The sequence below is a fragment of the Amycolatopsis stemonae genome (genome assembly GCF_054781455.1).
Genome location: NZ_BAAGUJ010000007.1, coordinates 461,776 through 488,028, shown reverse-complemented (window position 1 = coordinate 488,028; position 26,253 = coordinate 461,776). Strand labels below are relative to the sequence as shown.

14 protein-coding genes and 1 tRNA gene are annotated in these 26,253 nt (G+C 72.5%); 14 read left to right on the top strand and 1 reads right to left on the bottom strand.

The genetic code is table 11. The features are described from left to right. The first annotated feature begins 47 nt into the window (after positions 1–47). The 6 genes from ACYVLJ_RS27240 (at position 48) to ACYVLJ_RS27215 (ending at position 5,021) form a co-directional block, all read left to right on the top strand. Positions 48–126, top strand: a tRNA-Trp gene (locus ACYVLJ_RS27240). A 49-nt stretch (positions 127–175) separates the two neighbouring features. After that, positions 176–1,045, top strand: coding sequence for an alpha/beta fold hydrolase (locus tag ACYVLJ_RS27235; protein WP_460440823.1), 870 nt, complete (start codon positions 176–178; stop codon positions 1,043–1,045). Between the two features lie 20 nt (positions 1,046–1,065). Then, entirely contained in the window at positions 1,066–1,929 is an 864-nt protein-coding gene (locus tag ACYVLJ_RS27230; RefSeq protein WP_460440822.1) for a VOC family protein, read from the top strand. Further along, complete coding sequence (locus ACYVLJ_RS27225) at positions 1,926–3,290, top strand: M20 family metallopeptidase (protein WP_460440821.1); 1,365 nt, start codon at positions 1,926–1,928, stop codon at positions 3,288–3,290. The genes ACYVLJ_RS27230 and ACYVLJ_RS27225 overlap by 4 nt, the downstream gene beginning before the upstream one ends. Then, positions 3,287–4,441, top strand: coding sequence for a Rieske 2Fe-2S domain-containing protein (locus tag ACYVLJ_RS27220; protein ID WP_460440820.1), 1,155 nt, complete (start codon positions 3,287–3,289; stop codon positions 4,439–4,441). The genes ACYVLJ_RS27225 and ACYVLJ_RS27220 overlap by 4 nt, the downstream gene beginning before the upstream one ends. Further along, on the top strand, positions 4,434–5,021 hold the full coding sequence (locus tag ACYVLJ_RS27215; protein WP_460440819.1) for a UbiX family flavin prenyltransferase: 588 nt from the start codon (positions 4,434–4,436) through the stop codon (positions 5,019–5,021). Before ACYVLJ_RS27220 ends, ACYVLJ_RS27215 begins: the two co-directional genes overlap by 8 nt. Positions 5,022–5,102: 81 nt before the next feature. Here the strand turns inward: ACYVLJ_RS27215 and ACYVLJ_RS27210 are convergent, their stop codons facing one another. Further along, on the bottom strand, positions 5,103–6,515 hold the full coding sequence (locus ACYVLJ_RS27210; protein ID WP_460440818.1) for a UbiD family decarboxylase: 1,413 nt from the start codon (positions 6,513–6,515) through the stop codon (positions 5,103–5,105). A gap of 191 nt (positions 6,516–6,706) precedes the next feature. Between ACYVLJ_RS27210 and aceA the strand changes: the two genes are divergently transcribed. From aceA to ACYVLJ_RS27170, 8 genes are all read left to right on the top strand, one after another. Continuing rightward, on the top strand, positions 6,707–8,002 hold the full coding sequence (gene aceA / locus ACYVLJ_RS27205) for an isocitrate lyase (protein ID WP_460440817.1): 1,296 nt from the start codon (positions 6,707–6,709) through the stop codon (positions 8,000–8,002). A gap of 109 nt (positions 8,003–8,111) precedes the next feature. Beyond that, positions 8,112–8,732 (top strand): hypothetical protein, encoded by a 621-nt coding sequence (locus ACYVLJ_RS27200; RefSeq protein WP_451984150.1) that lies wholly within the window; start codon positions 8,112–8,114, stop codon positions 8,730–8,732. A 44-nt stretch (positions 8,733–8,776) separates the two neighbouring features. Continuing rightward, positions 8,777–9,049 (top strand): acyl carrier protein, encoded by a 273-nt coding sequence (locus tag ACYVLJ_RS27195; protein ID WP_460440816.1) that lies wholly within the window; start codon positions 8,777–8,779, stop codon positions 9,047–9,049. 32 nt (positions 9,050–9,081) lie between these two features. Further along, entirely contained in the window at positions 9,082–10,431 is a 1,350-nt protein-coding gene (locus ACYVLJ_RS27190; protein ID WP_451984146.1) for an NAD(P)/FAD-dependent oxidoreductase, read from the top strand. Positions 10,432–10,516: 85 nt separating this feature from the next. After that, positions 10,517–11,944: a cation:proton antiporter gene (locus ACYVLJ_RS27185; RefSeq protein WP_460440815.1), complete on the top strand. Its 1,428-nt coding sequence runs from the start codon at positions 10,517–10,519 to the stop codon at positions 11,942–11,944. A 9-nt stretch (positions 11,945–11,953) separates the two neighbouring features. Continuing rightward, positions 11,954–13,168 carry a glycosyltransferase gene (locus ACYVLJ_RS27180; protein WP_460440814.1) on the top strand — a complete coding sequence of 405 codons (1,215 nt, stop codon included), beginning with the start codon at positions 11,954–11,956 and terminating at the stop codon, positions 13,166–13,168. Beyond that, positions 13,165–14,379, top strand: a complete 1,215-nt coding sequence (locus ACYVLJ_RS27175; RefSeq protein WP_460440813.1) for a cytochrome P450 — start codon at positions 13,165–13,167, stop codon at positions 14,377–14,379. Before ACYVLJ_RS27180 ends, ACYVLJ_RS27175 begins: the two co-directional genes overlap by 4 nt. 127 nt (positions 14,380–14,506) lie before the next feature. Then, positions 14,507–26,230, top strand: coding sequence for a type I polyketide synthase (locus tag ACYVLJ_RS27170; RefSeq protein ID WP_460440812.1), 11,724 nt, complete (start codon positions 14,507–14,509; stop codon positions 26,228–26,230). Positions 26,231–26,253 lie beyond the last annotated feature (23 nt).

The following is a 26,253-nucleotide window of genomic DNA, read 5'->3' as shown; positions in this document are numbered from 1 at the left end:
CAAAAGTTCCGTCGCACAATGATCTCGCACCGGGAAACCGGTCGCGAAGGGGTGTAGCTCTCAATTGGCCAGAGCAGCGGTTTCCAACACCGACGGTTGCAGGTTCGAGTCCTGCCGCCCCTGCCACGAAACACCGGTCCCGGCCGGGCCCGCCGACCCGTTGGGAGTGACCGAGGTGACCATCTGGACCGACCTGCTGGGCAGCCAGTCCCATTACCTCGGCGAAAAGTACCGCACCCGTGTCATCGAATCCGGTGACGGCGAGGCGCTCGTGCTGCTGCACGGCGTCGGCGGGCACGCCGAGGCCTACGCTCGCAACGTCAACCGGCTCGGCGGGCACTACCGGGCGATGGCGGTGGACCTGCTCTGGCACGGCTGCTCCGCCAAGCCGGAGTTCACCCACGACGCCGTCGGGACGTACGTCGAGCAGGTGCTCGACCTCCTGGACTCGCAAGGCATCGAGCGCGCGCACGTCGAGGGTGAGTCGCTCGGCGGCTGGGTCGCCCTGACCCTCGCGCTGGAGCACCCCGAGCGCGTCGGGAAGCTGGTGCTCAACACCACCGCGGGCATCAAGTGGGCGCCGGGCTCAGTGAACGAGCGGCCCGCCGAAGGGCGCGAGGCCCTGCGTGCCCGGTCGCTGGCCGCCATCGAGAACCCGACGCCGGAGACGATCCGCACCCGGCTGGAATGGCTGATGGCCACCCCCGACCGCGTCACCGACGAGCTGGTCGAGGTCCGCCGCCGCATCTACGCCGAGCCGGCGACGAACGCCGCGCTGCGCACGGTGTTCGAGAACTCCTTCGGGTTCGGCTCCGGGCCGAACCGCCGGATCTCCGAGGACCGGCTCGCGGCGGTGAGCGTGCCGACGCTGGTGCTGTGGTCGGACCACAACCCCGGCAGCGGGCCCGACGTGGGCCGCCGGATCGCGAAACTCATCCCCGGCGCGGCCTTCCACTGTGTCGCCGACGCCGCGCACTGGCCCCAGTGGGAGCAGCCCGAGGAGCACGACCGCGTGGTCCTCGGCTTCCTGGGCAGTGCGGAGTGACCAGCAGGAGGACGAACCCCATGCGCATCCGCAGTCTCGCCTACGTCGGACTGTCCACAAGAGACCTGCCGGCGTGGGCGGAGTTCGGCGCGGAAGTCCTGGGACTCCCGGGAGAGCGCGGGGACGACCGCCTGCTGCTCCGCATGGACGAGCGCGCCTACCGCTTCGACATCCGCGCCGGCGACGCCGAGGCGCTGACCTGGCTGGGCTGGGAGGTGGCGAGCGCCGCCGACCTGGCCGCGCTCGAGCACGAGCTGACGTCAGCCGGTGCCGCGGTCACCCGGGCGACGGCCGCCGAGTGCGCCGACCGGCGCGTCGCGGGCATGGCCTGGCTCGAAGACCCGTCGGGCCTGCGGCACGAGCTGTGCTACGGCCAGGAAGCCGACTTCCGGCCGTTGCGCCTGACCCGGGCGCTCACCGGCTACCGCACCGGAGAGCACGGGATGGGCCACGCCGTCGTGGGCGTGAAGAACTACGCCGAGACGCTGGCGTTCCTGGTCGACACGCTCGGCTTCGGGGTCAGCGACACCTTCAAGGGCTTCATCGCGTTCCTGCACTGCAACCCGCGCCACCACTCCATCGCGCTGGTGGACACCGACGAGCCCGGCCTGCGGCACATCATGCTGGAGACGACCACGCTCGACGACGTCGGCGCGACCATCGACGTCGCCTTCGACCGCGGCATCGTCACCCGCACGCTCGGCAGGCACACCAACGACCGGGCCGTCTCGTTCTACCTCGAGACGCCGTCGGGCTGGGAGATCGAGTACGGCTGGGACGGCATGGACGTCGACACCGCCGACTGGTCGACGCGCCAGCTGGCCGGGCCGACCAGCCTGTGGGGCCACCACCACGTGACCGGCACCGAGATCAAGACGTCATGACGCCGGACGCCCTCGACCCGGACATCACGAAGCTGTCCGGCTGGCAGCGGGAGTGGGTCAAGGCCGCCCGCGCCGAGGTCGACGAAGACGAGCTGGCCCTGCTGTGCCAGGCGGCCACCGACATCCCCAGCCCGACCGGCTGCGAGCGCGAGCTGGCCGAGTACTTCCGCGACGTGATGACGTCGGCGGGGCTCGACAGCCGGCTGCAGGCGATCGACGAGCGCCAGGCCAACCTCGTCACCCGCGTCGGCACCGGCCGGGCGGGCGCGCAGCTGCTCCTGCTGGCGCCGCTGGACACCGCGTTCGCGCCCGGGCCGGAGGACGCGCCCTGGCTGGGGGAGCGGCCCCGGCCCGACTTCACGCTGCCCGCGCAGCGCTTCGGCGACAAGATCGTCGGGCTCGGCGCGGAGAACCCCAAGGCGTTCGCCGGCTGCGCGCTGGCCGCCGCGCTCGCCGTGCACCGCTCCGGCGTCCCGCTCGACGGGCAGCTGGTCGTCGCGCTGGTCGGCGGCAGCATGCCGGTGCTGGCCGGGGAGCTGTCGTCGCGGCGCAACTCGGGCATGCACGTCGGCACCCAGTTCCTGATGGACCACGGCCAGTGCTCCTCGGACCTGGCGATCGTGCTCAAGCCGGGCTACTCGGTCGTGCACGAAGAGGTCGGGTTCGCGATCTTCCGCGTCGTCGTGCGCGGTGCGGTCGGCTACACCGGCAGCCGGCACAAGGGCCACTACAGCAACGCGATCGTCGCGGCCGCGCGGATGGTCGGCTCGCTGGAAAGCTGGTTCGCCGAGTACACCGCGCGCAACTCGTCCGGGCAGGTCGCGCCGCAGGGCGCGGTCACCGCGATCCGGGCCGGCGACGGCACCAAGCCGGCGTTCAACCCGGCGACCTGCGAGTTCTGGGTCGACCTGCGGGTCAACCCGCGCACCACGGTCAACGACGTGGCCGGGCAGTTCGAGGCGGTCGTCGCCGAGCTGCGCGCGGCCGAGCCCGCCGTGGACGTCGAGGTCGAGCTCGTGGCCGGCCAGGCCGGTTCGGCCACATCGCCGGACAGCCCGGTGGTGACCCGGCTGATCCGGGCCTGGGAAGACGTCGAGGGCCGGCCGCACGTCCCGGGCAAGCCGGGCAGCGGCCTGTCAGACGGCGGCGTGCTGCGCCGCCACGGCATCCCGACCGCGCGGATCGGCCTGCCGCCGGCGGCCGAACCGAGCCCGTTCGAAGGGTTTTCCATGGGGGTCGCGGACCTGCCCGCCATGCGCCGGCTGGTCGACCTGCTGGTCGGCGTCGTGGTGGACGTGACCACCCGGCAGCGCGCCGAACTGCGTGAACCGCCCGCGAGCAGCCGAGGAGACAACAGATGACCGACACCGTCGACGACGACGTCCGCCCGGCCCGGAGGCAGGCGAACATCGGCGGCCCCGGCCGCCGCGACTGGTCCACCTGGCCGCGGTACGAGGCGGCCGCGCTCGGGTTCCGCGAGTACTGGTACCCCGTGGCGTGGTCGCGGAAGGTGGGCCGCAAGCCGCGGGCGATCAAGGTGCTCGGCGAGCAGATCATGCTCGTGCGCGACGGCGGCGCGGTCCGCGCGCTGCACGACCGGTGCCCGCACCGCGGGGTCCCGCTGAGCCACGAGATGTCGTCGCAGGAGTTCCCCGGCACGTGGAGCTGCTGCTACCACGGCTGGACGTTCGACCTGGAGACCGGCGTGCTGGTCGCGGCGATCACCGACGGCCCGGAGTCGCCGATCTGCGGCAAGGTCACCGTGCGCACGTACCCGGTCGAAGAAGCGCGCGGCCTGGTCTGGCTGTGGCTGGGCGACGGCCCGGCGCGCCCGCTCGCCGACGACGTCCCGGAGGAACTGCTCGACCCGGCCGCGCTGGTGGTCGGCCGCATCACCGTGCGGGACGGCAACTGGCGCTTCGGCGCGGAGAACGGCTTCGACGACGGCCACGCGAAATGGCTGCACCGCAACGCTCTGTGGACCAAGCGCGTCAAGATGCCGGTGTGGAGCGAGATGAAGGTGATCCGCGACGGGCCGTGGATCACCCGCCGCAAGGACAAGATGCACTACAGCGCCTCGTTCCCCGGCCTCGGCGACTTCCCGAAGAAGAAGTGGTACCGCCGGCGCGAAGGCAACAAGACGAAGGTGTCGCTGCGGCTGCCGGGCACGTTGCGGGTGAAGTACGAGGAGTGGTCGCACTTCGAGTGGTGGGTGGCCGCGACCGCGGAGGACCACACGTACGTCCAGCTCGCCGTGATGAGCAAGGGCAAGTGGCGCAACCGGAAGTTCTGGTTCTACTACTGGACGTGGGCCCGCTGGGTGTTCCACGGCATGTTCAACGACGAGGACCGCCTGATGGTCGAGGTCACCGACGCCCCGCCGGAACGGCTGTACCGCCCGGACGTCTCGCTGACCGAGTGGCGGAAGCTGGTCGAGGAGGAGGCCCGGCGCAGCCCGGTCGAGGTGGTCAAGGAGCAGCAGGCCGAGCGGAGGCGGGCGAAGCATGACTGAGCCGTTCCGGCTGGTGGTCGGGATGTCCGGCTCCAGCGGCGCGATCTACGGCATCCGGCTGCTGGAGATCCTCAAGGGGATGCCGGAGGTCGAGACGCACCTGGTCGTCACGCCGGCGGCCCGGCAGACGATCTCCTTCGAGACGGACTGGACGCCTGCGTCGGTCGCGTCCCTGGCCGATTTCACCTACCGGCCCGGTGACATCGCCGCGCCGATCTCGAGCGGGTCGTTCCCGGTCGACGCCATGGTCGTGCTGCCGTGCTCGGTGCGTTCGCTCGGGGCCATCGCCTGGTCGCAGAACGACAGCCTGCTGGTGCGGGCGGCCGACGTGACGTTGAAGGAGCGGCGGAAGCTCGTGGTCGCGTTGCGCGAGACGCCGTTGCACCTGGGGCACCTGCGGGCGATGACCCAGGTGACCGAGATGGGCGGGATCATCGCGCCGCTGATGCCCGCGTTCTACGGCCGCCCGAAGTCGTTGGGCGACCTGGTCGACCACCAGGTCGGGCGGCTCTGCGACCTGCTGGGGATCACACCGCCGGACGAACTGGTCGGACGCTGGCACGGTCCCGCGGCCCAGTGAAAAGGCCCCTTCCGCCGGAAGGGGCCTTTCGCTTTGGTGGAAGGTCGCCCGCACCGGCGTCGTCGACGGTGCGGGCGACCTTCAGTCCAGAGCGGACGCGTCCGCGTCCTCCAGCAGGGCGCGGTGGTCCACCCGCGCGACGACCTCCGGCGGCACCCGGCACGAGGGCGGGAACACCGCCGGCGGCACGGGCTTCGTGCAGTCGAAGATCAGCTTCGTCTCCATCGGGCCCTTCTCGTCCCGGTTGTGCCCGTAGGTCACCGGGTTGAGCTGGCCGCCGAGGAAGCCCGGCATGATCGTCAGGTCGCGGTCCGCCTGGAAGCGCGTCGCCAGGCACCACAGGGTCTCGACCTCGTTGAACACGTCGACGTCGTCGTCCACCACGAACACGTGCTTCAGCAACGGGTCCACGGCCAGCGCCGCGCACGCCGCGAGCTTCGGCTCGCCCTCCACGCGCTTGCTCATCGACAGGTACAGGTGCGAACGCGCCATGCCCGACAGCGGCAGGTGCACCCCGGTCACCGAGGGCACCGCTTCGGTGACCCGGCGGTGGATGCTGCCCATCCGGGGGAGCCCGCCGAGCATGCTGTGCTCGGTGTGGGCGTTGAACACGTCGACGAAGATCGGCTTGCGGCGCAGGGTGATCGCGGTGATCTTCACGTACGGCTGCGGGCCGGTGCGGGTGTAGAACCGCGGGTACTCGCCGAACGGGCCTTCGACGGCCGTCGCGTCCGGGTCGGTGTCGATCACGCCTTCGATGACGATCTCCGCATGCGCCGGCACCTCGAGGCCGACCGTCTTGCAGGGCACCATTTCCAGCGGCTCGCCGAGCAGGCCGCCGACGACGTCGAGCTCGCCGCCGATGCCCTCCAGTTTGGACACCGCGCCCATCAGCAGCGCCGGGTGGTGGCCGATGACGAGCGCCACCTCCATCGGCTTCTTCTGCTCGCGCAGCTTCCGCAGCACGTAGGCGGTGTGGTGGGCCGGGTTCACCTGGATGCCGACCTGGTCGCGGCCCTGCGCCTGGTGGCGGAAGATGCCCGCGTTGATCTTGCCGCTGTCGGGGTCGCGGCAGAGGGTCACCGCCGAGGTGATGTACTTGCCCGCGTCCAGTTCCTGGTGCTTGAGCAGCGGCAGCCGGCCGACGTCGATGTCGTCGCCGGTGAGCACGACTTCCTGCACCGGCGCGGTCGCCACGGTGACCGGCTTGATCCCCGAACCCTCGCGCCGGGCGTATTCGGCCACCATGGTGTGGATGTCCGCGCCGATGCTGCGGGCCAGCCGTTCGTAGGTGCCGTGCAGGTTGATGAGCACCGGGATGTCGGAGCCGCCGACGTTTTCGAACAGCACCGCGGGGAAACCCGGGTACGCGGGGTCGTCCTCCATGCGGTCGACGACGGCGGTGACCTCGAACTCGGGGTCGACCTCCTTGCGCACGACCTTCAGCTGGCCCGGGTCCAGCTCGGCCAGGAATGTCCGCAGATCCTTCGCCATCAAACGCCTTCCGTTCGCACCGGTGGCTCGCGAACCGAGTATCGGACGCGCGTCCGGGGCGAAGAGAGCGCACGCCGGAAGAACTAGGGGAATGCTTCGTTGTGCCGCAGGTCCGGGCGCCGGCCGGGGTTCGGCGGTGCTAAATGGTCCTGTCCACGAACCCGCGCGTCGTCGTACGTCAGGAGAACGACATGACCGTAACCGCAGCGCCGCCCCGCGAAGCCGCGGCGGCCGACCTGGCCCGGTCCTGGGCCGAGGATCCCCGGTGGCGCGGCGTCCGCCGCGACTACTCCGCCGCGGACGTCCTCCGCCTGCGCGGCAGCGTGACCGAGGAGCACACGCTGGCCCGCCTGGGCGCGGAGCGGTTGTGGAGCCTCCTGCACACCGAGGACTACGTCAACTCCCTCGGCGCGCTCACCGGCAACCAGGCCGTGCAGCAGGTGCGCGCCGGCCTGAAGGCCATCTACCTCTCCGGCTGGCAGGTCGCCGCCGACGCGAACCTCTCCGGCCACACCTACCCGGACCAGAGCCTCTACCCGGCCAACTCGGTCCCGCAGGTCGTCCGCCGGATCAACAACGCGCTGCTGCGCGCCGACCAGATCAGCTGGGCCGAGGACGAACCGGACGCCCCGCACTGGCTGGCGCCGATCGTCGCGGACGCCGAGGCCGGTTTCGGCGGCGTGCTCAACGCGTTCGAGCTGATGAAGGGCATGATCGCCGGCGGCGCCGCGGGCGTGCACTGGGAAGACCAGCTGGCCGCGGAGAAGAAGTGCGGCCACCTCGGCGGCAAGGTGCTCATCCCGACCGCCCAGCACGTCCGCACGCTGCAGGCCGCGCGCCTGGCCGCCGACGTCTGCGACGTCCCCAGCCTCGTCATCGCGCGCACCGACGCCCAGGCCGCGAACCTCATCACCAGCGACGTCGACGAGCGCGACAAGCCGTTCCTGACCGGCGAGCGCACGCCCGAGGGCTACCACCGCGTGCGCGGCGGCATCGAGCCGTGCGTCGCGCGCGGCCTGGCCTACGCGCCGTACTCGGACCTGCTGTGGATGGAGACGTCCAAGCCGGACCTCGAGGTCGCGCGCCAGTTCGCCGAGGCCATCAAGGCCGAGTACCCCGACCAGCTGCTGGCCTACAACTGCTCGCCGTCGTTCAACTGGAAGCAGCACCTGGACGACGCGACGATCGCGAAGTTCCAGCGCGAGCTCGGGCACATGGGCTACAAGTTCCAGTTCATCACGCTCGCCGGTTTCCACGCGCTGAACCATTCGATGTTCGCGCTGGCGCGTGATTACGCGGAAGAAGGCATGACCGCCTACGTCGAACTGCAGGAACGGGAGTTCGCGTCGGAGGCCGCCGGCTACACCGCGACACGGCATCAGCGCGAGGTCGGCACCGGGTACTTCGACCTGGTGAGCACGGTCGTCAACCCGTCCAGCAACACCGTCGCGCTGATGGACTCCACCGAGAAGTCCCAATTCTACTGAGCATTTCCCCAGTCCGTTCCGTGCTAAAACGAATCGACGCCACATCCAGCCACGCGATAAATGGAATTCAGGACGGTCGCTCATGCGCATGCCGGAAAATCTCGAAGACATGGTGTACGGAGTCTATGGAACCACTGAAATCGCGGTGAAGCCCTGCCCGTTCACGCAGGCCGAGATCGACGAGCTCGAGACCACGAACGAAATGCTCATCTACGTGCCGCAGGAGATCTCCGAGGCGCAGATGATCGAGACGGGGAAGCTCAACACCAACTTCCGCTGGGAAGTCGAGCAGAACATGATCAAGAGCCCGATGACCGACGAGTCGCACTGGCTCGTCTGCTCGGCCTCGCCGATCCCGGAGATGCTCGGCCAGAGCACCCAGGCGATTTCCCGCGTGTACGACGAAGAAGGCCTCGACGGCATGGACTTCCGCCGCTACCTGGCCTTCGTGCTGACCTACCGCCACCTGACCAACGAGTACCCCGACTACCGGCAGTGGTGCCTGCTCGTCGGCGGCCACTACGACCGCAGCGGCATCTCGCTCGTCGGCTTCGACAAGTACGGCAACTTCGGGCACCACGGCTGGATGAAGAACTTCAAGGCCAAGATGTCCGGCGGCCGTTACGTCGCCTTCGCCCCGCGCAAGCACATCAACCCCGAGACCGAGCGCCTGGAGCGCCCCCGGCGTGGCTCGCGCAACAAGGCCACGCACGACGCGGGCACCGACTGACCCGCCCGCGAACCTGGACCTGTGCCGTCACTGGAGGAAGAGCAATGGCAGAAGACGAGCGCGTGGAGATCACGCGGAAGCTCGCCGAATTCGTCGAGAAGCACCTGCTGGACGGCAAGGACGTGGGGGAACTGACCACGACCACGCCGCTGCTGGACTGGGGCCTGCTCAACTCGATCGAAACGACCCGGCTGGTCGCCTACATCCGCGAGGAGTTCTCCGTGCGGGTCCCGCCCACGGACATGGTGGCCCGGCACTTCAAGGACATCGAAAGCATCGCCGACCTGGTGACCTCGCTGCGCGCCCCGGTCGCCTGACCACCCTGTATCGGATCCAGAACGGAGAACCCGTGTCCTACGACTACGACGTCGGCATCATCGGTGGCGGCCCGGCCGGTTCCACGGCGGCGTCCTACCTGGCCAAGGCCGGCCTCTCGGTGGCCGTTTTCGAGGGCGAAACGTTCCCTCGCGAGCACGTCGGCGAGTCCCTCGTCCCCGCGGTCATCCCCGTGATGCACGACATCGGGGTCATCGGGAAGGTCGAGGCGGCCGGCTTCCCCCGCAAGTACGGCGCCGCGTGGACCTCTTCGGACACCCGCCCGACCAGCACGCTGGACTTCGACGCCGGGTCGCACGGCCTGGGCGTCGCGGAAATCGCCTACGAGGAGCGTGACCAGGACGGCGTCGACCGCGTCTACGCCTGGCACGTCGACCGCGGCCAGTTCGACTCGCTGCTGCTCAAGCACTCCGAGGAGCTCGGCGCCAAGGTCTACCAGGGCGTCCGGGTCAACCGGGTCGACTTCACCGACCGCGACCGGCCGGTGCTGCAGGCCAAGATCGGCGGCCAGCAGGTCGACGTCGCCGTCCGGTGCGTGCTCGACGCGTCCGGCCGCCAGACCCTGCTGGGCAACCAGCTCAAGGTCAAGGTGCCGGACAAGGTCTTCAACCAGTACGCGGTGCACACGTGGTTCGAGGGCCTGGACCGCGCGTCGCTGGCCCGCCGGCCCGAGGACGCCGACTACATCCACGTGCACTTCCTGCCGCAGGAGGACACCTGGGTCTGGCAGATCCCGATCACGGAGACGATCACCTCCATCGGCGTCGTCACCCAGAAGGAGAACTTCAAGAAGCACAAGGACGACCTCGAAGGCTTCTTCTGGAACTCCGTCGGCACCCGGCCCGAGATGCTGGACGCGCTGAAGAACGCCGAGCGCGTGCGGAAGTTCAAGACCGAGGGCGACTACAGCTACGGCATGAAACAGATCGCCGGCGACTCGCTCCTGCTGATCGGCGACGCGGCCCGGTTCGTCGACCCGATCTTCTCCAGCGGCGTCAGCGTCGCGATGAACAGCGGCCGCCTGGCGGCCAAGGACGTCATCGCCGCGCACCAGGCCGGCGACTTCCGCCGGGAGCGGTTCGACAACTACGTCAACACCCTCCGCAAGGGCGTCAACATCTGGTACGACTTCATCTCGATGTACTACCGGCTGAACGTGCTGTTCACCGCGTTCATCGACGACGACCGCTACCGCAAGGACGTCATCCAGATGCTGCAGGGCGACGTCTACGACGCGGAGGAGCCGGCGGCGCTCACCGCGATGAAGGAATACGTCGCCGCGGTCGAGGCCGACCCCACGCACCTGTGGCACGGGCACCTCGGCAACCTCAAGGCGTCCTCTTCGGCGCTGGCCCTGTTCTAGGCACCTCACCGGTCGTGGGTGTTCAGGGCGGTTCTGACCGCCCTGAACACCCACGACCGGCTGCGTCCGATCGGAGAGACCAGCCATGTCCTCGCTCGACGAGCGCACCACCGAGCCCGACGCGCCCGCGGCGACCCCGAAGGGGCGCGCGTGGATCTCCTACCTCGCCATGGTGGTCCTCCCGGTCGTGGCCGCGTTCTTCCTGCTGCGCACCGGGGGCGGCGACGGCCACAGGCCGCCCGGGCACACCGGCGGCGCGGCCGACCCGGTGGCCAAGCTGCTGTTCGCCCTGCCGGTGATCTTCCTGGCCTGCCGGCTGCTTTCGGCGGCCGCGCGACGGCTGGCGCAGCCGACGGTGATCGGCGAGATCTTCGCCGGGATCCTGCTCGGGCCGTCGTTCCTCGGCTGGGTGTGGCCCGCCGCCTACCACTGGATCTTCCCCGACTTCCTGGCCTCGACGATCAACACGTTCGCCCAGATCGGCCTGGTCATCTTCATGTTCCTGGTCGGCTACGAGCTCGACGTCGAGCTGGTCCGCCGCCGCAGCAAGGCCGCGGTGCTGGTGAGCCACGTCAGCGTCGCGATCCCGTTCCTCTCCGGGGTGCTGCTCGCGTTCGTGCTCCACCCGGCGCTCGGCGCCGGCGTGGACCGGCTGCCGTTCGCGCTGTTCCTCGCGATCTCGATGAGCATCACCGCGTTCCCGGTGCTGGCCCGGATCATCACCGACCGCAAGATGACGAAGCTGCCGATCGCCGCGCTCGCGCTCAGCTGCGCGGCCGTCGACGACATCACCGCGTGGTGCCTGCTGGCGCTCGTGGTCGCCATCGCCGGCGCCGGTTCGCTGGCCGCCACGGGACTGACCGTGGGGCTCACGATCGCGTTCTTCGCGTTCATGCTGTTCGTCGTGCGCCCGGTGCTGCGCCGCCTGTTCGCGCCGACCGAGCACGGCCAGAAGGCGCTGCCCACCACGGCGGTCGTGTCCGTGCTGCTGGCCGGGCTGCTGCTGTCGGCGCTGGCCACCAACGCCATCGGCATCCACCCGATCTTCGGCGCGTTCCTCTTCGGCGCCGTGACGCCGCGTGGTTCGCTGCCGATCCGCCAGGCCACCGAACAGATGCACTCGCTGACGGTCACCCTGCTGCTGCCCCTGTTCTTCGTCTACACGGGACTCCGCACGAAGTTCGACCTGATCGGCACCGACCCGGCGTTGTGGCTGTGGTGTGCGCTGATCGTCGTCGTGGCGATGCTGGGCAAGTGGGGCGGCAGCCTGGTCGCCGCGCGGCTGTCCGGGATCGGCAAGCGGGATTCGTGGGCGCTGGGCGCGTTGATGAACTGCCGCGGCCTCACCGAGCTCGCGGTGCTCAACATCGGGCTCGACCTCAAGGTGATCAGCCCGACAATGTTCGCGATGCTCGTGGTGATGACCCTGGTGACCACCGTGGCCACCTCGCCCGCGCTCTCGCTGATCGAGCGCCGCAAGCGCCGCGCGGCGGAGACCCTTCCCGCCGCGTAGGAGCCGGTCATGACCGAGATCACCTTCCTGCCCTACCCCGCCTACGGGCACATGACGCCGGTGCTGCCGGTGGTCGCGGAACTCGTGCGCCGCGGCCACCGCGTCACGTGCTTCACGTCCGGGGAGTTCGCGGAGCGGGTCGTCGCGACGGGTGCCCACGCCGTCCCGTACGGCTGTGACCTGTCCACCGCACAGCCGGACATCACGGACGCCGACGAGGCCGCCCGCGCGCCGTTGCACCTGCTCGAAGACACCATGGGCGTGCTGCCCGCGGTGGAGCGTGCCTTCGAACGGTCCACACCGGACCTGCTGGTGTACGACACGACGTTGTGGGCGCCGGGCCGGTTGCTGGCGCGCAAGGCGAAGCTGCCGGCCGTGCAGCTTTCCGCGACCGTCGCGTCCAACGAGCACTTCTCGCTGACCCAGGAGAACCAGACCTACGGCGAGGCGGTCGACCCGGCGCACCCGGCGATCGCGAAGTTCGTCACGCGGCTGGGCGAGTACCTCGCCGACCACGGCCTCGGCGCGCTGACGCTGGAGGAGTTCTTCACCGGCGGCGACGAGTTCACGGTCGTGTTCGTGCCCCGCGCGTTCCAGCCGGCAGGGGAGACCTTCGACGACCGGTTCGCCTTCGTCGGGCCGTCGGTCGGCGCGCCTTCCGAGGCGGCGCGGTGGCAGCCGCCGGGCGACGGCCGTCCGGTCGTGCTCATCACCCTGGGCACCACCGTGAACGACCGGCCGGAGTTCTTCCGCACCTGCGCCGAGGCGTTCGCGGACCAGCCGTGGCACGTGGTGCTGACGCTGGGGAACCGGGTGGACCCGGCGGCACTGGGACCGTTGCCGTCCACCGTGGAGGCCCATCGCTGGGTGTCGCACGCCGACGTCCTGCCGCACTGCTCGGTGTTCCTCTGCCAGGGCGGCATGGGCAGCCTGATGGAGTCGCTGTACTTCGGGGTGCCCGCGATCGTCGTGCCCCACCACCCGGAACAGCACATCAACGCCCGGCAGGTCCGCCGGATCGGGCTGGGTGCCGTGCTGGACAAGGACACGGCGACGCCCGAGCGCATCCGGGACACCGTGCTGGCCGTCGCGGGCGACGACGCCGTCCGGCGGCGCGTCCAGGACATGCAGCGCGAGGTGCACGCCGCCGGCGGAGCGGCCCGCGCCGCCGCCGAGATCGAGGCCAGGGCCGTCACGAACCTGGCCGGAGGGAGCCGGAAGTGACTTCGCAGGAGCCGTCCTCGTTGCCCGTCAAGCGCAGCTGCCCGTTCGACCCGCCCGACGAGTACCGGACCGCGCGCGAGAACGGCGGGATCAGCCCGCTGGCGTTCGACGCCAGTCCCGGCCCGGCCACCGGCTGGCTGGTGACCAAGCTGTCGGACGTGCGCGCGGTGCTGGCCGACGCGCGGTTCAGCCACCGCAACGACCTGGTCGCGCTCGCGGTGCCGCCGCCGTTCCCGATGGACACCTACGCACCGGAACCGGCCGCGCCGGGCGCGTTCCCGAAGATGGACGGCGCGGACCACGCGCGCTACCGCAAGCTCGTCGCGAAGTACTTCACCGTGCGGCGCACGCGCGAGCTGGTGCCGGCCGCGGAGCGGATCGCCGGTGGGCTGCTGGCCGCGATGGCCGCCCGGGGAACGGCGGCCGAGCTGGTCGCGGACTACGCCGAGCCGCTGGCCACCCGGCTGATGTGCGAAGTGGTCGGCGTGCCCGAGACGGACCGCGAGGAGTTGCTGCACCACCTGAACGTCGTCGCCCGGATGCGGTACCCGCTCGAGGAGCTGGTCGCCGCGATCACCGTGGTCGGCGGCACCCTCGAGCGGCTGGTCGACGCGGCGTTCGCCGAGCCGGGCGCCGGCATGCTCGGCGACCTGGCCCGCACCGGCGAACTGGACCGGCCGGAGCTGGTCAACCTGGCGTGGGCGCTCATCGGCGGCGGCTTCGACACCACGACTAACATGCTGGCGCTGGGGACGTTCGCCTTGTTCGAGCACCCCGGCCAGCTCGCGCGGCTGCGGGAAGACCCGGCGCGGTGGCCCGGCGCCGTCGAAGAACTGTTGCGGTACCTGACCGTTTCGCACCTGGGGGCCAGCCGCGCGGCGCTCGAGGACGTCGAAGTCGGGGAACAGCTGGTGCGCAAGGGCGAAACGGTCGTCGTCGCCCTCCCGGCCGCGAACCGCGACCCCGAGCGGTTCCCGGACCCCGACACCCTCGACATCGGCCGCGTGACCCAGGGCCACGTGGCGTTCGGCCACGGCGTGCACCAGTGCGTCGGCCAGCACCTGGCGCGGTTCACGATGCAGGTGGGCTTCCGGGCGCTGTTCGAGCGGTTCCCGGGGTTGCGGCTCGCCGTGCCCGCGGACCAGGTGCCGTTGCGCGACGACATGCTGCACTACGGCGTGCACGCCCTTCCCGTCACCTGGACCGCCTGAGTCCTCTAGGCACCGCACTAGACCTCACCTGTCCGCCGTGGACAGCGTTGCCGCGCCTGTGTTGCCGTGGACGTCGAGCAGCAACCGCTCGCCACAGGAAGGATTCCGCCCGCCCATGGAGCGTGAGATGCCGGGTTCCGCGACCACTCCGGGCGAGCCGATCGCCGTCGTCGGGCTGTCCTGCCGCCTGCCGGGGGCGGACGGCCCCGCCGCGTTCTGGCGGTTGCTCTCCGAAGGCCGCAGCGCGATCACCGAAGTCCCCGACGGCCGCTGGGACGCCGCCGAAGCCGGTGTCCGGCACGGCGGGTTCCTCGACGCCGTCGACCGCTTCGACGCCGCGTTCTTCGGCATCTCGCCGCGCGAGGCCACCGCGATGGACCCGCAGCAGCGGCTGGTGCTGGAGCTGGCCTGGGAGGCGCTGGAGAACGCGGGCATCGTGCCCGCGAGCCTCGACGGCGGCACCGCGGGCGTGTTCGTCGGCGCCATGTGGGACGACTACGCCGCGCTCGGGCACGCGCGCGGGACCGAGGGCGTCACGCACCACACCATCACCGGCGTCCACCGGAGCCTGCTCGGCAACCGCGTCTCCTACCTGCTCGGCGCGCACGGCCCGAGCTTCACCGTCGACTCCGGGCAGTCGTCCTCGCTGGTCGCCGTCCACCTGGCCGTGCAGAGCCTGCGCCGCGGCGAGTGCCCGGTCGCGCTCGCGGGCGGGGTCAACCTGATCTTCTCACCGGACAACGCCGTCACGACCGCGAAGTTCGGCGGCCTCTCCCCGGACGGCCGGTGCTTCACCTTCGACGCGCGCGCCAACGGTTTCGTGCGCGGTGAGGGCGGCGGTCTCGTCGTCCTCAAGACCCTTTCGCGGGCCCAGGCGGACGGCGACGAGATCCTGTGCGTCCTCCGCGGCACCGCCGTCAACAACGACGGCGCGAGCACCGGCCTCACCACGCCGGACGCCCGGGCCCAGGCGGCGGTCGTGCGCGGTGCCCACGCGGACGCCGGCATCGAGCCGTCCGCCGTGGGTTACGTCGAACTGCACGGCACCGGGACGAAGGTCGGCGACCCCGTCGAGGCGGCCGCGCTCGGCGACGTCTTCGGCGCGCGCGAGGAGCCGCTGCCGGTCGGCTCGGTCAAGACCAACATCGGGCACCTGGAAGGCGCGGCCGGGATCGCCGGGCTGCTCAAGGCCGTCCTCGCGGTGCGGCACGCGACGCTGCCCGCCAGCCTCAACTTCGCGACGCCGAACCCGGCGATCCCGCTGGCCGAACTCAACCTCCGGGTCGTCACCGAACCGGCCGGCTGGACCGCCGAGCGGCGCTTCGCCGGGGTCAGCTCGTTCGGCATGGGCGGCACCAACGCCCACGTCGTGCTCGAAGCGGCCGAACCCGTCGCACCCCGCGAGGCCGCCGACGGGACGGCACCTTGGCCGCTCTCCGGCCGCACCCAGGCAGCCCTGCGGGCGCAGGCCGCCCGACTGCTGTCCTATGTGGACGAAAATCCCGGACTGTCCCCTGTGGACGTCGGCTGGTCGCTGGCCACGCGCCGCACGGCGTTCGAGCACCGGGCGGTCGCCGACGGCCGTGACGGACTGCAGGCGGTCGCCGACGGGATGGCCGTCACCCAGGGCGTCACGGCCACGTCGGACGACCGCGTGGTCTTCGTCTTCCCCGGCCAGGGCGGGCAGTGGGCCGGGATGGCCGCCGAGCTGCTCGACGCCTCGCCGGTGTTCGCCGCGCGGCTGGCCGAATGCGCCGCCGCGCTCGCGCCCCACCTCGACTGGGACGTCGTCGACGTGCTCCGGCAGACGCCGGGAGCGCCGTCGCTCGACCGGACCGACGTGCTGCAGCCCGTGTTCTGGTCCGTCGCGGTGTCGCTGGCCGCCGAGTGGCGGGCCCGCGGCGTCGAACCCGCCGCCGTCCTCGGGCACAGCCAAGGCGAACTGGCGGCCGCCGCGGTCGCCGGCGCGCTGTCCCTCGGCGACGCGGCGCGGATCGTCGCGCTGCGGGCCAAGCTGCTGGCGGACCGGATGGCCGGCCACGGCGGCATGCTGTCGGTCGAGCTGCCGGTCGAGGCCGTGACCGAGCTGCTGGCCGCCTACCCGGGCCGGCTGTCGGTCGGCGCGGTCAACGGCCCGTCGACGACGGCGGTCTCCGGCGATCTCGACGCCCTCGACGAACTGCAGGCCGAGCTGACCGCGCGCAAGGTGCGGTCACGCCGGATCGCGATCGCCTACGCGTCGCACTCCGCGCAGGCCGAGCCGCTCGAGGACGAGCTGCTGCGGCTGATCGCCGGGATCCGGCCCGTGGCCACGGACATCCCGTTCTACTCCTCGACGGCCGGCGGCCTGCTGGACACCGAGCGCCTGGACGAGCACCACTGGTTCGCCAACCTGCGGCAGCCGGTGCTGTTCGCCCCGGCCGTGCGCGCCGCGCTGGACGCGGGCATCGGCGTGTTCGCCGAGGTCAGCCCGCACCCGGTGCTCGTCGGCGGCATCCTCGGGACCGCGGCCCACCACGAACTCCCGGCGGCCGCGGTCGGCACCCTCCGCCGCGGCGACGGCGGCCCGGCCCGCTTCCGCACGTCGGTCGCCGAGCTGTGGACCCGCGGCGGCGCCGTCGACTGGACGTCCGAGTTCCCCGGCGCCCGCCCGGTCGACCTGCCGACGTACGCCTTCCAGCGCGAACGCTTCTGGCTGGACGACGCCCCCGAAACTGTCGGTGCCCGCCGATACCCTGGAAACCGGGGGCCGGAGGCACACCCGACGCAGCCCCAAGACCTACTCGAAACCGTCCGCGCGCACACCGCCCTCGTGCTCGGCCACCCCGGCCCGGCCGCGATCGACCCCACGACGTCGTTCAAGGACCTCGGCTTCGACTCGATCCTCGGCGTCGAACTCGGCGAACGGCTGACCCTCGCGACCGGCGTCAAACTGCCCGCCACCGCGGTGTTCGACCACCCGACCCCCGCCCGGCTCGCCGCGATGCTGAGCGGAACCTCCCAGGACGCCCCGTCCGAGGTCGCCCCCGGCGCCGAAGAGCCGATCGCCATCGTCGCGATGAGCTGCCGCTACCCGGGCGGCGTGCGCTCGGCGGACGACCTGTGGCAGCTGGTCGCGGACGGCCGCGACGTCATCGCGGACCTGCCCGCCGACCGCGGCTGGGACCTCGACGGCCTCTACGACGCCAACCCGGGCAAGCCGGGCAAGACCTACGCGCGCCACGGCGGTTTCCTCACCGGCGTCACCGAATTCGACGCGGACTTCTTCGGGATCTCGCCGCGCGAGGCCCTGGCCATGGACCCCCAGCAGCGGCTGCTGCTGGAGACCGCGTGGGAGGCGTTCGAGCACGCCGGGATCGACCCGGCGACGCTGCGGGGCAGCCGGACCGGCGTCTACGTCGGCGCGACGTCGTCCGAGTACGGCCCGCGCCTGCACGAGGGCGGCGAAGGCTTCGACGGCCACCTGCTCACCGGCACCACCGGCAGCGTCGCGTCCGGCCGGCTCGCGTACGTCCTCGGGCTGGAGGGCCCGGCGCTGACCGTCGACACGGCGTGCTCGTCTTCGCTGGTCGCGCTGCACCTCGCGGTGCGCGCGCTGCGGGCGGGGGAGTGCTCGCTGGCCGTCGCCGGGGGTGCCGCGATCATGGCGAGCCCGGGGATGCTCGTCGAGTTCAGCCGCCAGCGCGGCCTGTCCCGCGACGGCCGGTGCCGGGCGTTCTCGGCGGGCGCCGACGGCACGGGCTGGGCCGAGGGCGTCGGGCTCGTGCTGGTCGAACGGCTTTCCGACGCGCGCCGCAACGGCCACCCGGTGCTCGCGGTCGTGCGCGGCACCGCGGTGAACTCCGACGGCGCGTCCAACGGCCTGACCGCGCCGAACGGCCCGTCGCAGCAGCGGGTCATCCGCGCGGCGCTGGCCGACGCCGGGCTCGAACCGTCCGAAGTGGACGTCGTCGAGGCGCACGGCACCGGGACCCCGCTGGGCGACCCGATCGAGGCGCAGGCCCTGCTCGCGACCTACGGGCAGGACCGCGAACGGCCGCTGCTGCTGGGTTCGCTGAAGTCGAACCTCGGCCACACCCAGGCCGCGGCGGGCATCGGCGGCGTGCTCAAGATGGTCCAGGCCCTGCGCCACGGCGTCGTGCCGCGGACCCTGCACGCGGATGAACCCAGCCCGCGGGTCGACTGGTCGGCCGGCGCCGTGACGCTGGCTTCGGCGGCGCAGCCGTGGCCGGAGACCGGCGCGCCCCGCCGGGCCGGGGTGTCGTCGTTCGGGATCAGCGGCACGAACGCGCACGTCATCGTCGAGCAGGTCCCGGAACCCGCGGCGGCACCGGCCGCCGAGGACGGCCTGGGCGTGTGGGTGCTGTCCGGCCGGTCCGAAGACGCGGTCGCGGACCGGGCGTCGGCCCTGACGGACACCGGGCACGGCGTCGCCGAAGTCGGCTGGTCCCTGGCGTCGACGCGGACGGCGTTCGAGCACCGCGCCGCGGTGGTCGGCGATCGCCCGGAACTGCTCGCCGGTCTCGCCGAGATCGCCGAGCGGACCCCGGGGGCGGCCGTGGTCACCGGAGTCACCGGCCCGGCGGGGCGCACGGTGTTCGTGTTCCCGGGTCAGGGTGCGCAGTGGGCCGGGATGGCGGCTGGGCTGCTCGCGGAGTCGCCGGTCTTCGCCGGGCGGTTCGCGGAGTGTGCGGTGGCGTTGGAGTCTTTTGTGGACTGGTCGCCGTTCGAGATGCTGTCTTCGTTGGACCGGGTCGATGTGGTGCAGCCGTTGTCGTGGGCGGTCATGGTTTCGCTGGCGGCGCTGTGGCAGTCGTACGGGGTCTTGCCGGACGCGGTGGTGGGGCATTCGCAGGGTGAGATCGCCGCGGCGGTCGTCGCGGGTGGATTGTCCCTTGAGGACGGTGCTCGGGTGGTCGCGTTGCGGAGCAAGGCCATCGCGGCCGGGCTCGCGGGGCAGGGCGGCATGGCGTCGATCGCGCTGGACGCCTCGCAGGTCCAGTCGATGCTGGACGACCGGATCTCGGTCGCGGCGTACAACAGCCCGTCGTCGACGGTCGTGGCCGGTGATCCCGCGGCGTTGCAGGACCTGGTCGCGCGCTGCGAACGTGACGGCGTCCGCGCGCGGGTGATCCCGGTGGACTACGCGTCGCACTCGGCGCACGTCGAGGCGATCGAAGCCGAGCTGCGCGAGGTCCTGGCTCCGATCGAGCCGCGCTCGGCCGAGGTCCCGTTCTACTCGACGGTCACCGCCGAGCCCGTCGACACCGCGACCTTGGACGCCGGGTACTGGTACCGCAACCTGCGTCAGCCGGTGCGGTTCCGCGAGACCGCCGACGTGCTCGCCGAGCGGGGGCACCGGTACTTCGTCGAGGTCAGCCCGCACCCGGTGCTCGGCGGTGGCCTCCAGGAGGCGCTGGACGCGGCCGTGGTCGGGACGCTGCGCCGCACCGAAGGCGGCCTCCGCCGGTTCCTGCTGTCGGCGGCCCAGCTGTGGGCGCACGGTCACGACGTCGACTGGTCGGCCCTCTACCCGAACCGGCGGACGGTCCCCCTGCCCACGTACCCGTTCCAGCGACGGCGGTTCTGGCTCGAGCCGGCCGCCAAGCCCGCCGACGACGGCCGCTTCTGGACCGCCCTCGACGACGACACGCTGGCTCGCGAACTCGGCCTCGCCGACGACACGCCGTGGCGCGACGCAAAACCCGCCCTGACGCAGTGGCGGCGCCGGGAAGGCCTGGACGGCTGGCGCAACCGGATCGCTTGGCGTGCACTGCCCGAGCCGCCCGCCCCGCCGCTGACCGGCACCTGGCTCGTCGTGACGCCCACCGCGGGAGCCCTCGCGGGGCTGGGCGCCGACCTCGTCGAGGTGCTCGACACCGGCGACCGCGCGACCCTCGCCGGACGCCTGGCCGGGCTGACCCCCGACGGCGTGCTCGCTCTGCGCGGCCCGGACGACGACCCGATCCGAGCCGTCACCCGCGCGACCGTCCTGGTCCAGGCCCTCGGCGACGCCGGCATCGAGGCACCCCTCTGGTACCTGACCACCGGCGCCGTCGCCCCGCTCGACACCGACCCCGCGCCGAACCCGGCGCAGGCCGCGGTCTGGGGCTTCGGCCGCGTGGCCGCGCTGGAGCACTCCGGCCGCTGGGGCGGGCTCGTCGACCTGCCCGGGACGTGGGACGCCGACACCGCGACGCGGCTGGCGGCCGTGCTGACCGGGACGGGCGACGAGGACCAGGTCGCGATCCGGCCGTCCGGGGTGTTCGGCCGGCGGCTGGTCCCGGCGTCCCTGCGCGGCGCCACGCCCGCCCGGACCTGGGGCACGCGGGGCACCGCGCTCGTCACCGGCGGCACCGGCGCGCTCGGCAGGCACCTCGCGCGCTGGCTCCTCGACCGCGGTGCCGAGCACGTCGTCCTGGTCGGCCGACGGGGCGTGGCGGTGCCCGAACTGGGGCCCCGGGTGAGCGTCGTGGCCTGCGACGTCGCCGACGCCGGCGCCGTCCGCGGGCTCCTCGACGGCATCGACGACCTGCGGACCGTCGTGGACGCGGCGGGCGTCGGCACCCTGGCCGCCATCGCCGACACCGACCCCGAAGCCGTCGCCGAGGTCCTGCGCGGCAAGGTGCTCGGCGCGCAGCACCTCGACGACCTGCTCGGCGACCGCGAGCTGGACGCCTTCGTGCTGTTCTCCTCGATCTCCGGAGTCTGGGGCGTCGCCGACCACGCCGCCTACGCCGCGTCGAACGCCTACCTCGACGCGCTCGCGCTGCGCCGTCGCGCCGAAGGCCGGACCGCGTTGTCGGTGGCCTGGGGCCCCTGGGCCGGCGGTGGCATGATCGCCGAGAGCCTGCACGACATCCTCGCCCGCCGGGGCGTCCCGGTGATCGCCCCCGACCTGGCGCTGGCGGGCCTGGGACAGGCACTCGACCACGACGACGCGTTCGTCGCGCTGGCCGAGCTGGACTGGCCCGTGTTCGCCGAGGTCTTCTCCGCGGTCCGGCCGAGCCCGCTGCTCGCCGAGCAGCCCGAGGTCAAGCGGCTGCGCGAGGAGCAGCCTGCTGCCGCCGGCTGGGCCGGGCAGCTCGCCGCGCAGTCCGCGCCGGAGCGGGAAAAGCTCGTGTCCACTTTGGTCCGGCAGCAGGTCGCGGCCGCGCTCGGGCACGCCGGCCCGGAGACCGTCGACGTCCGCCGGGCGTTCAAGGACCTCGGCTTCGACTCGCTCACCGCCGTCGAACTGCGCAACCGGCTCAGCACGGCGACCGGCCTGAAGCTGCCGAGCACGCTGGTCTTCGACCACCCGACGGCCGCGAAGCTGACCGAGTTCCTCCTCGGCGAAGTCTCGCCACAGTCCACTGTGGACGTGGCGCCGGTCCAGGCGGTCCGGGACGACGACCCGATCGCCATCGTCGCGATGGGCTGCCGGTTCCCCGGCGGGGTCACCACCCCCGAACAGCTGTGGACCCTGCTCACCGACGGCGTCGACGCGATCTCCGGTCTGCCCGCCGACCGCGGCTGGGACCTCGGCTCGCTCTACGACGCCGACGCGTCCCGGCCGGGTACCACCTACACCCGGCACGGCGGGTTCCTCGCCGACGCGACCCGGTTCGACCCGGCGTTCTTCGGCATCTCGCCGCGGGAAGCGACCGCGATGGACCCGCAGCAGCGGCTGCTCCTGGAGGTCTGCTGGGAGGTCTTCGAACGCGCCGGGATCGACCCGGCCGCGCTGCACGGCACCCCGGCGGGCGTGTTCGTCGGCATGACCGACCAGTCCTACGGCGCGGGAGCCGGTGGCGAGGGCGAGGACTACCTGGTCACCGGCGCGGTGTCCAGCGTCGCCTCCGGCCGGATCGCCTACCTGCTCGGCCTGGAGGGCCCGGCCGTCACGATCGACACGGCGTGCTCGTCTTCGCTGGTCGCGCTGCACCTCGCGGCCCAGTCGCTGCGCTCGGGCGAGTGCTCGATGGCGCTCGCCGGCGCGTCGATGGTGATGTCGACGCCGAGCCAGTTCCTCGGCTTCAGCCGTCAGCGCGGGCTCGCGCCCGACGGCCGCTGCAAGCCGTTCGCCGCGGCCGCCGACGGGTTCGCGCTCGCCGAGGGCGTCGGCGTCCTGCTCGTGGAGCGGCTGTCCGACGCGCGGCGCCGCGGTCACCCGGTGCTCGCCGTGCTGCGCGGCTCGGCGGTGAACTCCGACGGCGCGTCGAACGGCCTGACCGCGCCGAACGGCCTTTCGCAGCAGCGGGTCATCCGTGCCGCGCTGGCCGGCGCCGGGCTCGAACCGTCCGAAGTGGACGTCGTCGAGGCGCACGGCACCGGGACCCCGCTGGGCGACCCGATCGAGGCGCAGGCGCTGATCGCCGCGTACGGGCCCGAGCGTGCCCGGCCGCTGCTGGTCGGGTCGCTGAAGTCGAACCTCGGGCACACCCAGACCGCGTCCGGCGTCGCCGGGGTGATCAAGGTGGTCGAGGCGATGCGGCACGGCCGGCTGCCGAAGACCCTGCACCTCGACGAGCCGACGCCGGAGGTCGACTGGTCGTCCGGGGTGGTGGAGCTGACCGGCGAAGACCGGGCGTGGCCCGAGACGGGCGCCCCGCGACGCGCCGGCGTGTCGGCGTTCGGCATCAGCGGCACCAACGCGCACGTGATCCTGGAACAGGCGCCCGAACCGGCTCCGGTCGAGCCACTGCCGGACACCGTCGGCATCTGGGCGCTGTCGGCTCGTTCGGAGGCCGCCGTGCGCGCGCGGGCGTCGGCCTTGGCGGAGACGGAACACGGCGTCGCCGAAGTCGGCTGGTCCCTGGTCAGCACCCGGTCGGCGTTCGAGTACCGGGCCGCGGTCGTCGGCGACCGGGACGAACTCCGGGCCGGGCTGCGCGAGCTGGCCGCCGGGAGCCCGGTGAGCACCACGACCACGGGCGAGACCGTCTTCGTCTTCCCCGGTCAGGGCGCGCAGTGGGCCGGCATGGCCGTCGACCTGCTCGACGAGTCGCCGGTCTTCGCCGAGCGGATCGCGGAGTGCGCGGCCGCGCTGGCCCCGCACGTCGGCTGGTCGCTGACCGAGGTCCTGGCCGACGCGGCCGCGCTGGAGCGGGTCGACGTCGTCCAGCCGGCGTCGTGGGCCGTGATGGTTTCGCTCGCCGCGCTCTGGCGGGCGCACGGCGTCGAGCCGGATGCGGTCGTCGGCCACTCGCAGGGCGAGATCGCGGCCGCGGTCGTCGCGGGTGGACTGTCCCTCGAGGACGGTGCGCGGGTGGTGGCGTTGCGCAGCAAGGCGATCGCCGCCGGCCTCGCGGGACACGGCGGGATGGCGTGGATCGCCGCCCCGGAGTCCGTGGTCGCGCCGCTGCTGGAGCCGTACGACGGGCGCCTCTCGCTCGCCGCGGTGAACGGGCCGGGTTCGGTCGTCGTCTCCGGCGAAGTCGAAGCACTGGAAGCGCTGCTCGCCGAGGCGGGTGACCTGCGGGTCCGCCGGATCCCGGTGGACTACGCCTCCCACTCGGCCGCGGTCGAGGCCATCGAAGCCGGGCTGCGGGAGGTCCTCGCGCCGGTCCGGCCCCGGACGTCCGAGATCACCTACGTCTCCGGCGTCACCGGCACCCCGGTCGACACGGCCACGCTCGACGCTGGGTACTGGTACCGCAACCTGCGTCAGCCGGTGCGGTTCCACGACGCCACGAAGACGCTCATCGAAGCCGGGCACCGGTTCTTCGTCGAAATCAGCCCGCACCCGGTGCTCGGCGGCGGGATCGAAGAGACCCTCGACGAGACGACGGACTCGGCGGCCGTGGTCGGTACCCTGCGTCGCAACGCGGGCGACTTCCGGCGGTTCCTGACGTCGCTGGGGCAGCTGTGGGCGCACGGCCACGACGTCGACTGGGCGGCCCTCCACCCGGTCAAGCGCACGGTGCCGCTGCCGACGTACCCGTTCCAGCGGCAGCGGTTCTGGCTCGAACCGCGCACGACGGCCACGGTCGCCCGGTCCGCTGTGGACGATCTCCGCTACGAGGTCCGCTGGAGCCCGGTGACCACGCCGCGCGCCACCACGCTCGACGCGGGCTGGGTGGCCGTGGTGCCCGCCGGACGCGACTTCCGCGACCTGCTCGGCCCGGACGTCCGCGTCCTCGAAGTGTCCACCCAGGACCGCGCGGACCTGGCCGTCGAACTGGCCGCCGAAGCACCGCCGGTCGGCGTGGTTTCCCTGCTGGCCCTGGATGACGAGCCGCACGCCGAGCACCCCGTGCTCACCGCCGGGCTCGCCGGGAACGTCCTGCTCACGCAGGCGCTGGCCGACGCCGGGATCGCCGCCCCCCTGTGGTTCGCCACGCGCGGCGCGGTGTCGGTCGACGCCGGTGACCCCCTCGGCAGCCCGGCCCAGGCGATGGCCTGGGGTCTCGGCGGCATCCTCGGGCTCGACCACCCGGACCGCTGGGGTGGCCTCGTCGACCTCCCGCCGGTCGTGGACGCCGTCGTCGCCGGCCGGTTCGCGGCCGTGCTCACCGGCCACGACGGCGAAGACCAGGTGGCCCTGCGGCCGTCCGGGGTGTTCGCCCGGCGGCTGGCCCGCGCCGCGGCGTCCCCGCCCGTCCGGTGGCGGCCACACGGCACGGCGCTGGTCACCGGCGGCACCGGCGCGCTCGGCGGGCAGGTCGCCCGCTGGCTCGCCGCGAACGGCGCCGAGCACCTGGTGCTCGTCAGCCGCAAGGGCGACGACGCGCCCGGGGCCGCGGAGCTCACCGGCGAGCTGTCCGCTCTCGGCGCCAAGGTGACCGTCGCCGCCTGCGACGTCTCGGACCGCGACGCCCTGCGCGCCCTCCTGGCCGAGCTGCCGCCGGTGACCGCCGTGGTCCACACGGCCGGCGCGGTCGACGTCGAGCGCCCGATCACCGCGGTGACCCTGGCCGACTTCGCCGACCTGGCCGAGGCCAAGGTCCGCGGCGCGCGCAACCTCGACGAGCTGTGCGGCGACCTGGACGCGTTCGTGCTGTTCTCCTCCGGCGCCGGTGTCTGGGGCAACTCCGGTCAGGCCGGGTACGCGGCCGCGAACGCCTTCCTGGACGCGCTGGCCCAGCAGCGGCGTGACCGCGGGCTCCCGGCGACGTCGATCGCCTGGGGTGCCTGGGCGGGCGGCGGCATGGTCGACGAGACCGTCGGCGCGCAGCTCGAGCGGCGCGGGGTCCCGATGATGCGGCCCGAGCTGGCCGTCACCGCGATCCGGCCGTCGGTCGACGCCGGTGGCCCGGCGAGCGTCGTCGCGGACATCGACTGGGCGCGGTTCACCCCGCTCTACACGGCGTCACGGCCGCGCCCACTGCTGCGGGAACTGCCCGAAGCGCAGGCTCAAGCCGAAGAGTCCCCTGTGGACAGTGGCGGCGAGCTGGTGCGGCGGCTGCGGACGGCGTCGGCGAGCGAACGCGACCGCGTCGTGCTCGACCTCGTGCGCGGCGAGGTCGCCACGGTGCTCGGTTTCCCCGGCCGCGACGCCGTCCGGCCGGCGCAGACGCTGAAGGAACTCGGTTTCGACTCGCTGACCGCGCTCGACCTGCGCAACCGGCTCGGCGCGGCGACCGGCTTGAAGCTGCCCGCCACGCTCGTCTTCGACCACCCGACCCCCGCCGCGGTCGCGAAGCACGTGCTCGAAGGGCTCTTCACCGAGGACAACGCGACGGACGAGCTGGACCGGATCGAGGCCGAGCTGGCCGCGCTGCCGGCCGAGCTGGTCACCGCGCGGCTGCGGAAGCTGCTGTGGAAGTGGGACGACGACCGCGGCGACGAGGACGACGAGCTCGAACTCGACACGGCGACCGACGACGAGATGTTCGCGGCGATCGACCGGGAACTCGGGATTTCGTGACTGGGAAACAGGAGCGGACGCAG

Excerpts from the sequence above, each read along its gene's own strand:
- ACYVLJ_RS27170 (WP_460440812.1), top strand. The coding sequence starts at position 14,507 with ATGCCGGGTTCCGCGACCACTCCGGGCGAGCCGATCGCCGTCGTCGGG.
- ACYVLJ_RS27180 (WP_460440814.1), top strand. The coding sequence starts at position 11,954 with ATGACCGAGATCACCTTCCTGCCCTACCCCGCCTACGGGCACATGACG.
- ACYVLJ_RS27210 (WP_460440818.1), bottom strand. The coding sequence starts at position 6,515 with ATGGCGAAGGATCTGCGGACATTCCTGGCCGAGCTGGACCCGGGCCAG.
- ACYVLJ_RS27220 (WP_460440820.1), top strand. The coding sequence starts at position 3,287 with ATGACCGACACCGTCGACGACGACGTCCGCCCGGCCCGGAGGCAGGCG.
- aceA (WP_460440817.1), top strand. The coding sequence starts at position 6,707 with ATGACCGTAACCGCAGCGCCGCCCCGCGAAGCCGCGGCGGCCGACCTG.
- ACYVLJ_RS27185 (WP_460440815.1), top strand. The coding sequence starts at position 10,517 with ATGTCCTCGCTCGACGAGCGCACCACCGAGCCCGACGCGCCCGCGGCG.
- ACYVLJ_RS27195 (WP_460440816.1), top strand. The coding sequence starts at position 8,777 with ATGGCAGAAGACGAGCGCGTGGAGATCACGCGGAAGCTCGCCGAATTC.
- ACYVLJ_RS27215 (WP_460440819.1), top strand. The coding sequence starts at position 4,434 with ATGACTGAGCCGTTCCGGCTGGTGGTCGGGATGTCCGGCTCCAGCGGC.
- ACYVLJ_RS27200 (WP_451984150.1), top strand. The coding sequence starts at position 8,112 with ATGGTGTACGGAGTCTATGGAACCACTGAAATCGCGGTGAAGCCCTGC.
- ACYVLJ_RS27225 (WP_460440821.1), top strand. The coding sequence starts at position 1,926 with ATGACGCCGGACGCCCTCGACCCGGACATCACGAAGCTGTCCGGCTGG.
- ACYVLJ_RS27230 (WP_460440822.1), top strand. The coding sequence starts at position 1,066 with ATGCGCATCCGCAGTCTCGCCTACGTCGGACTGTCCACAAGAGACCTG.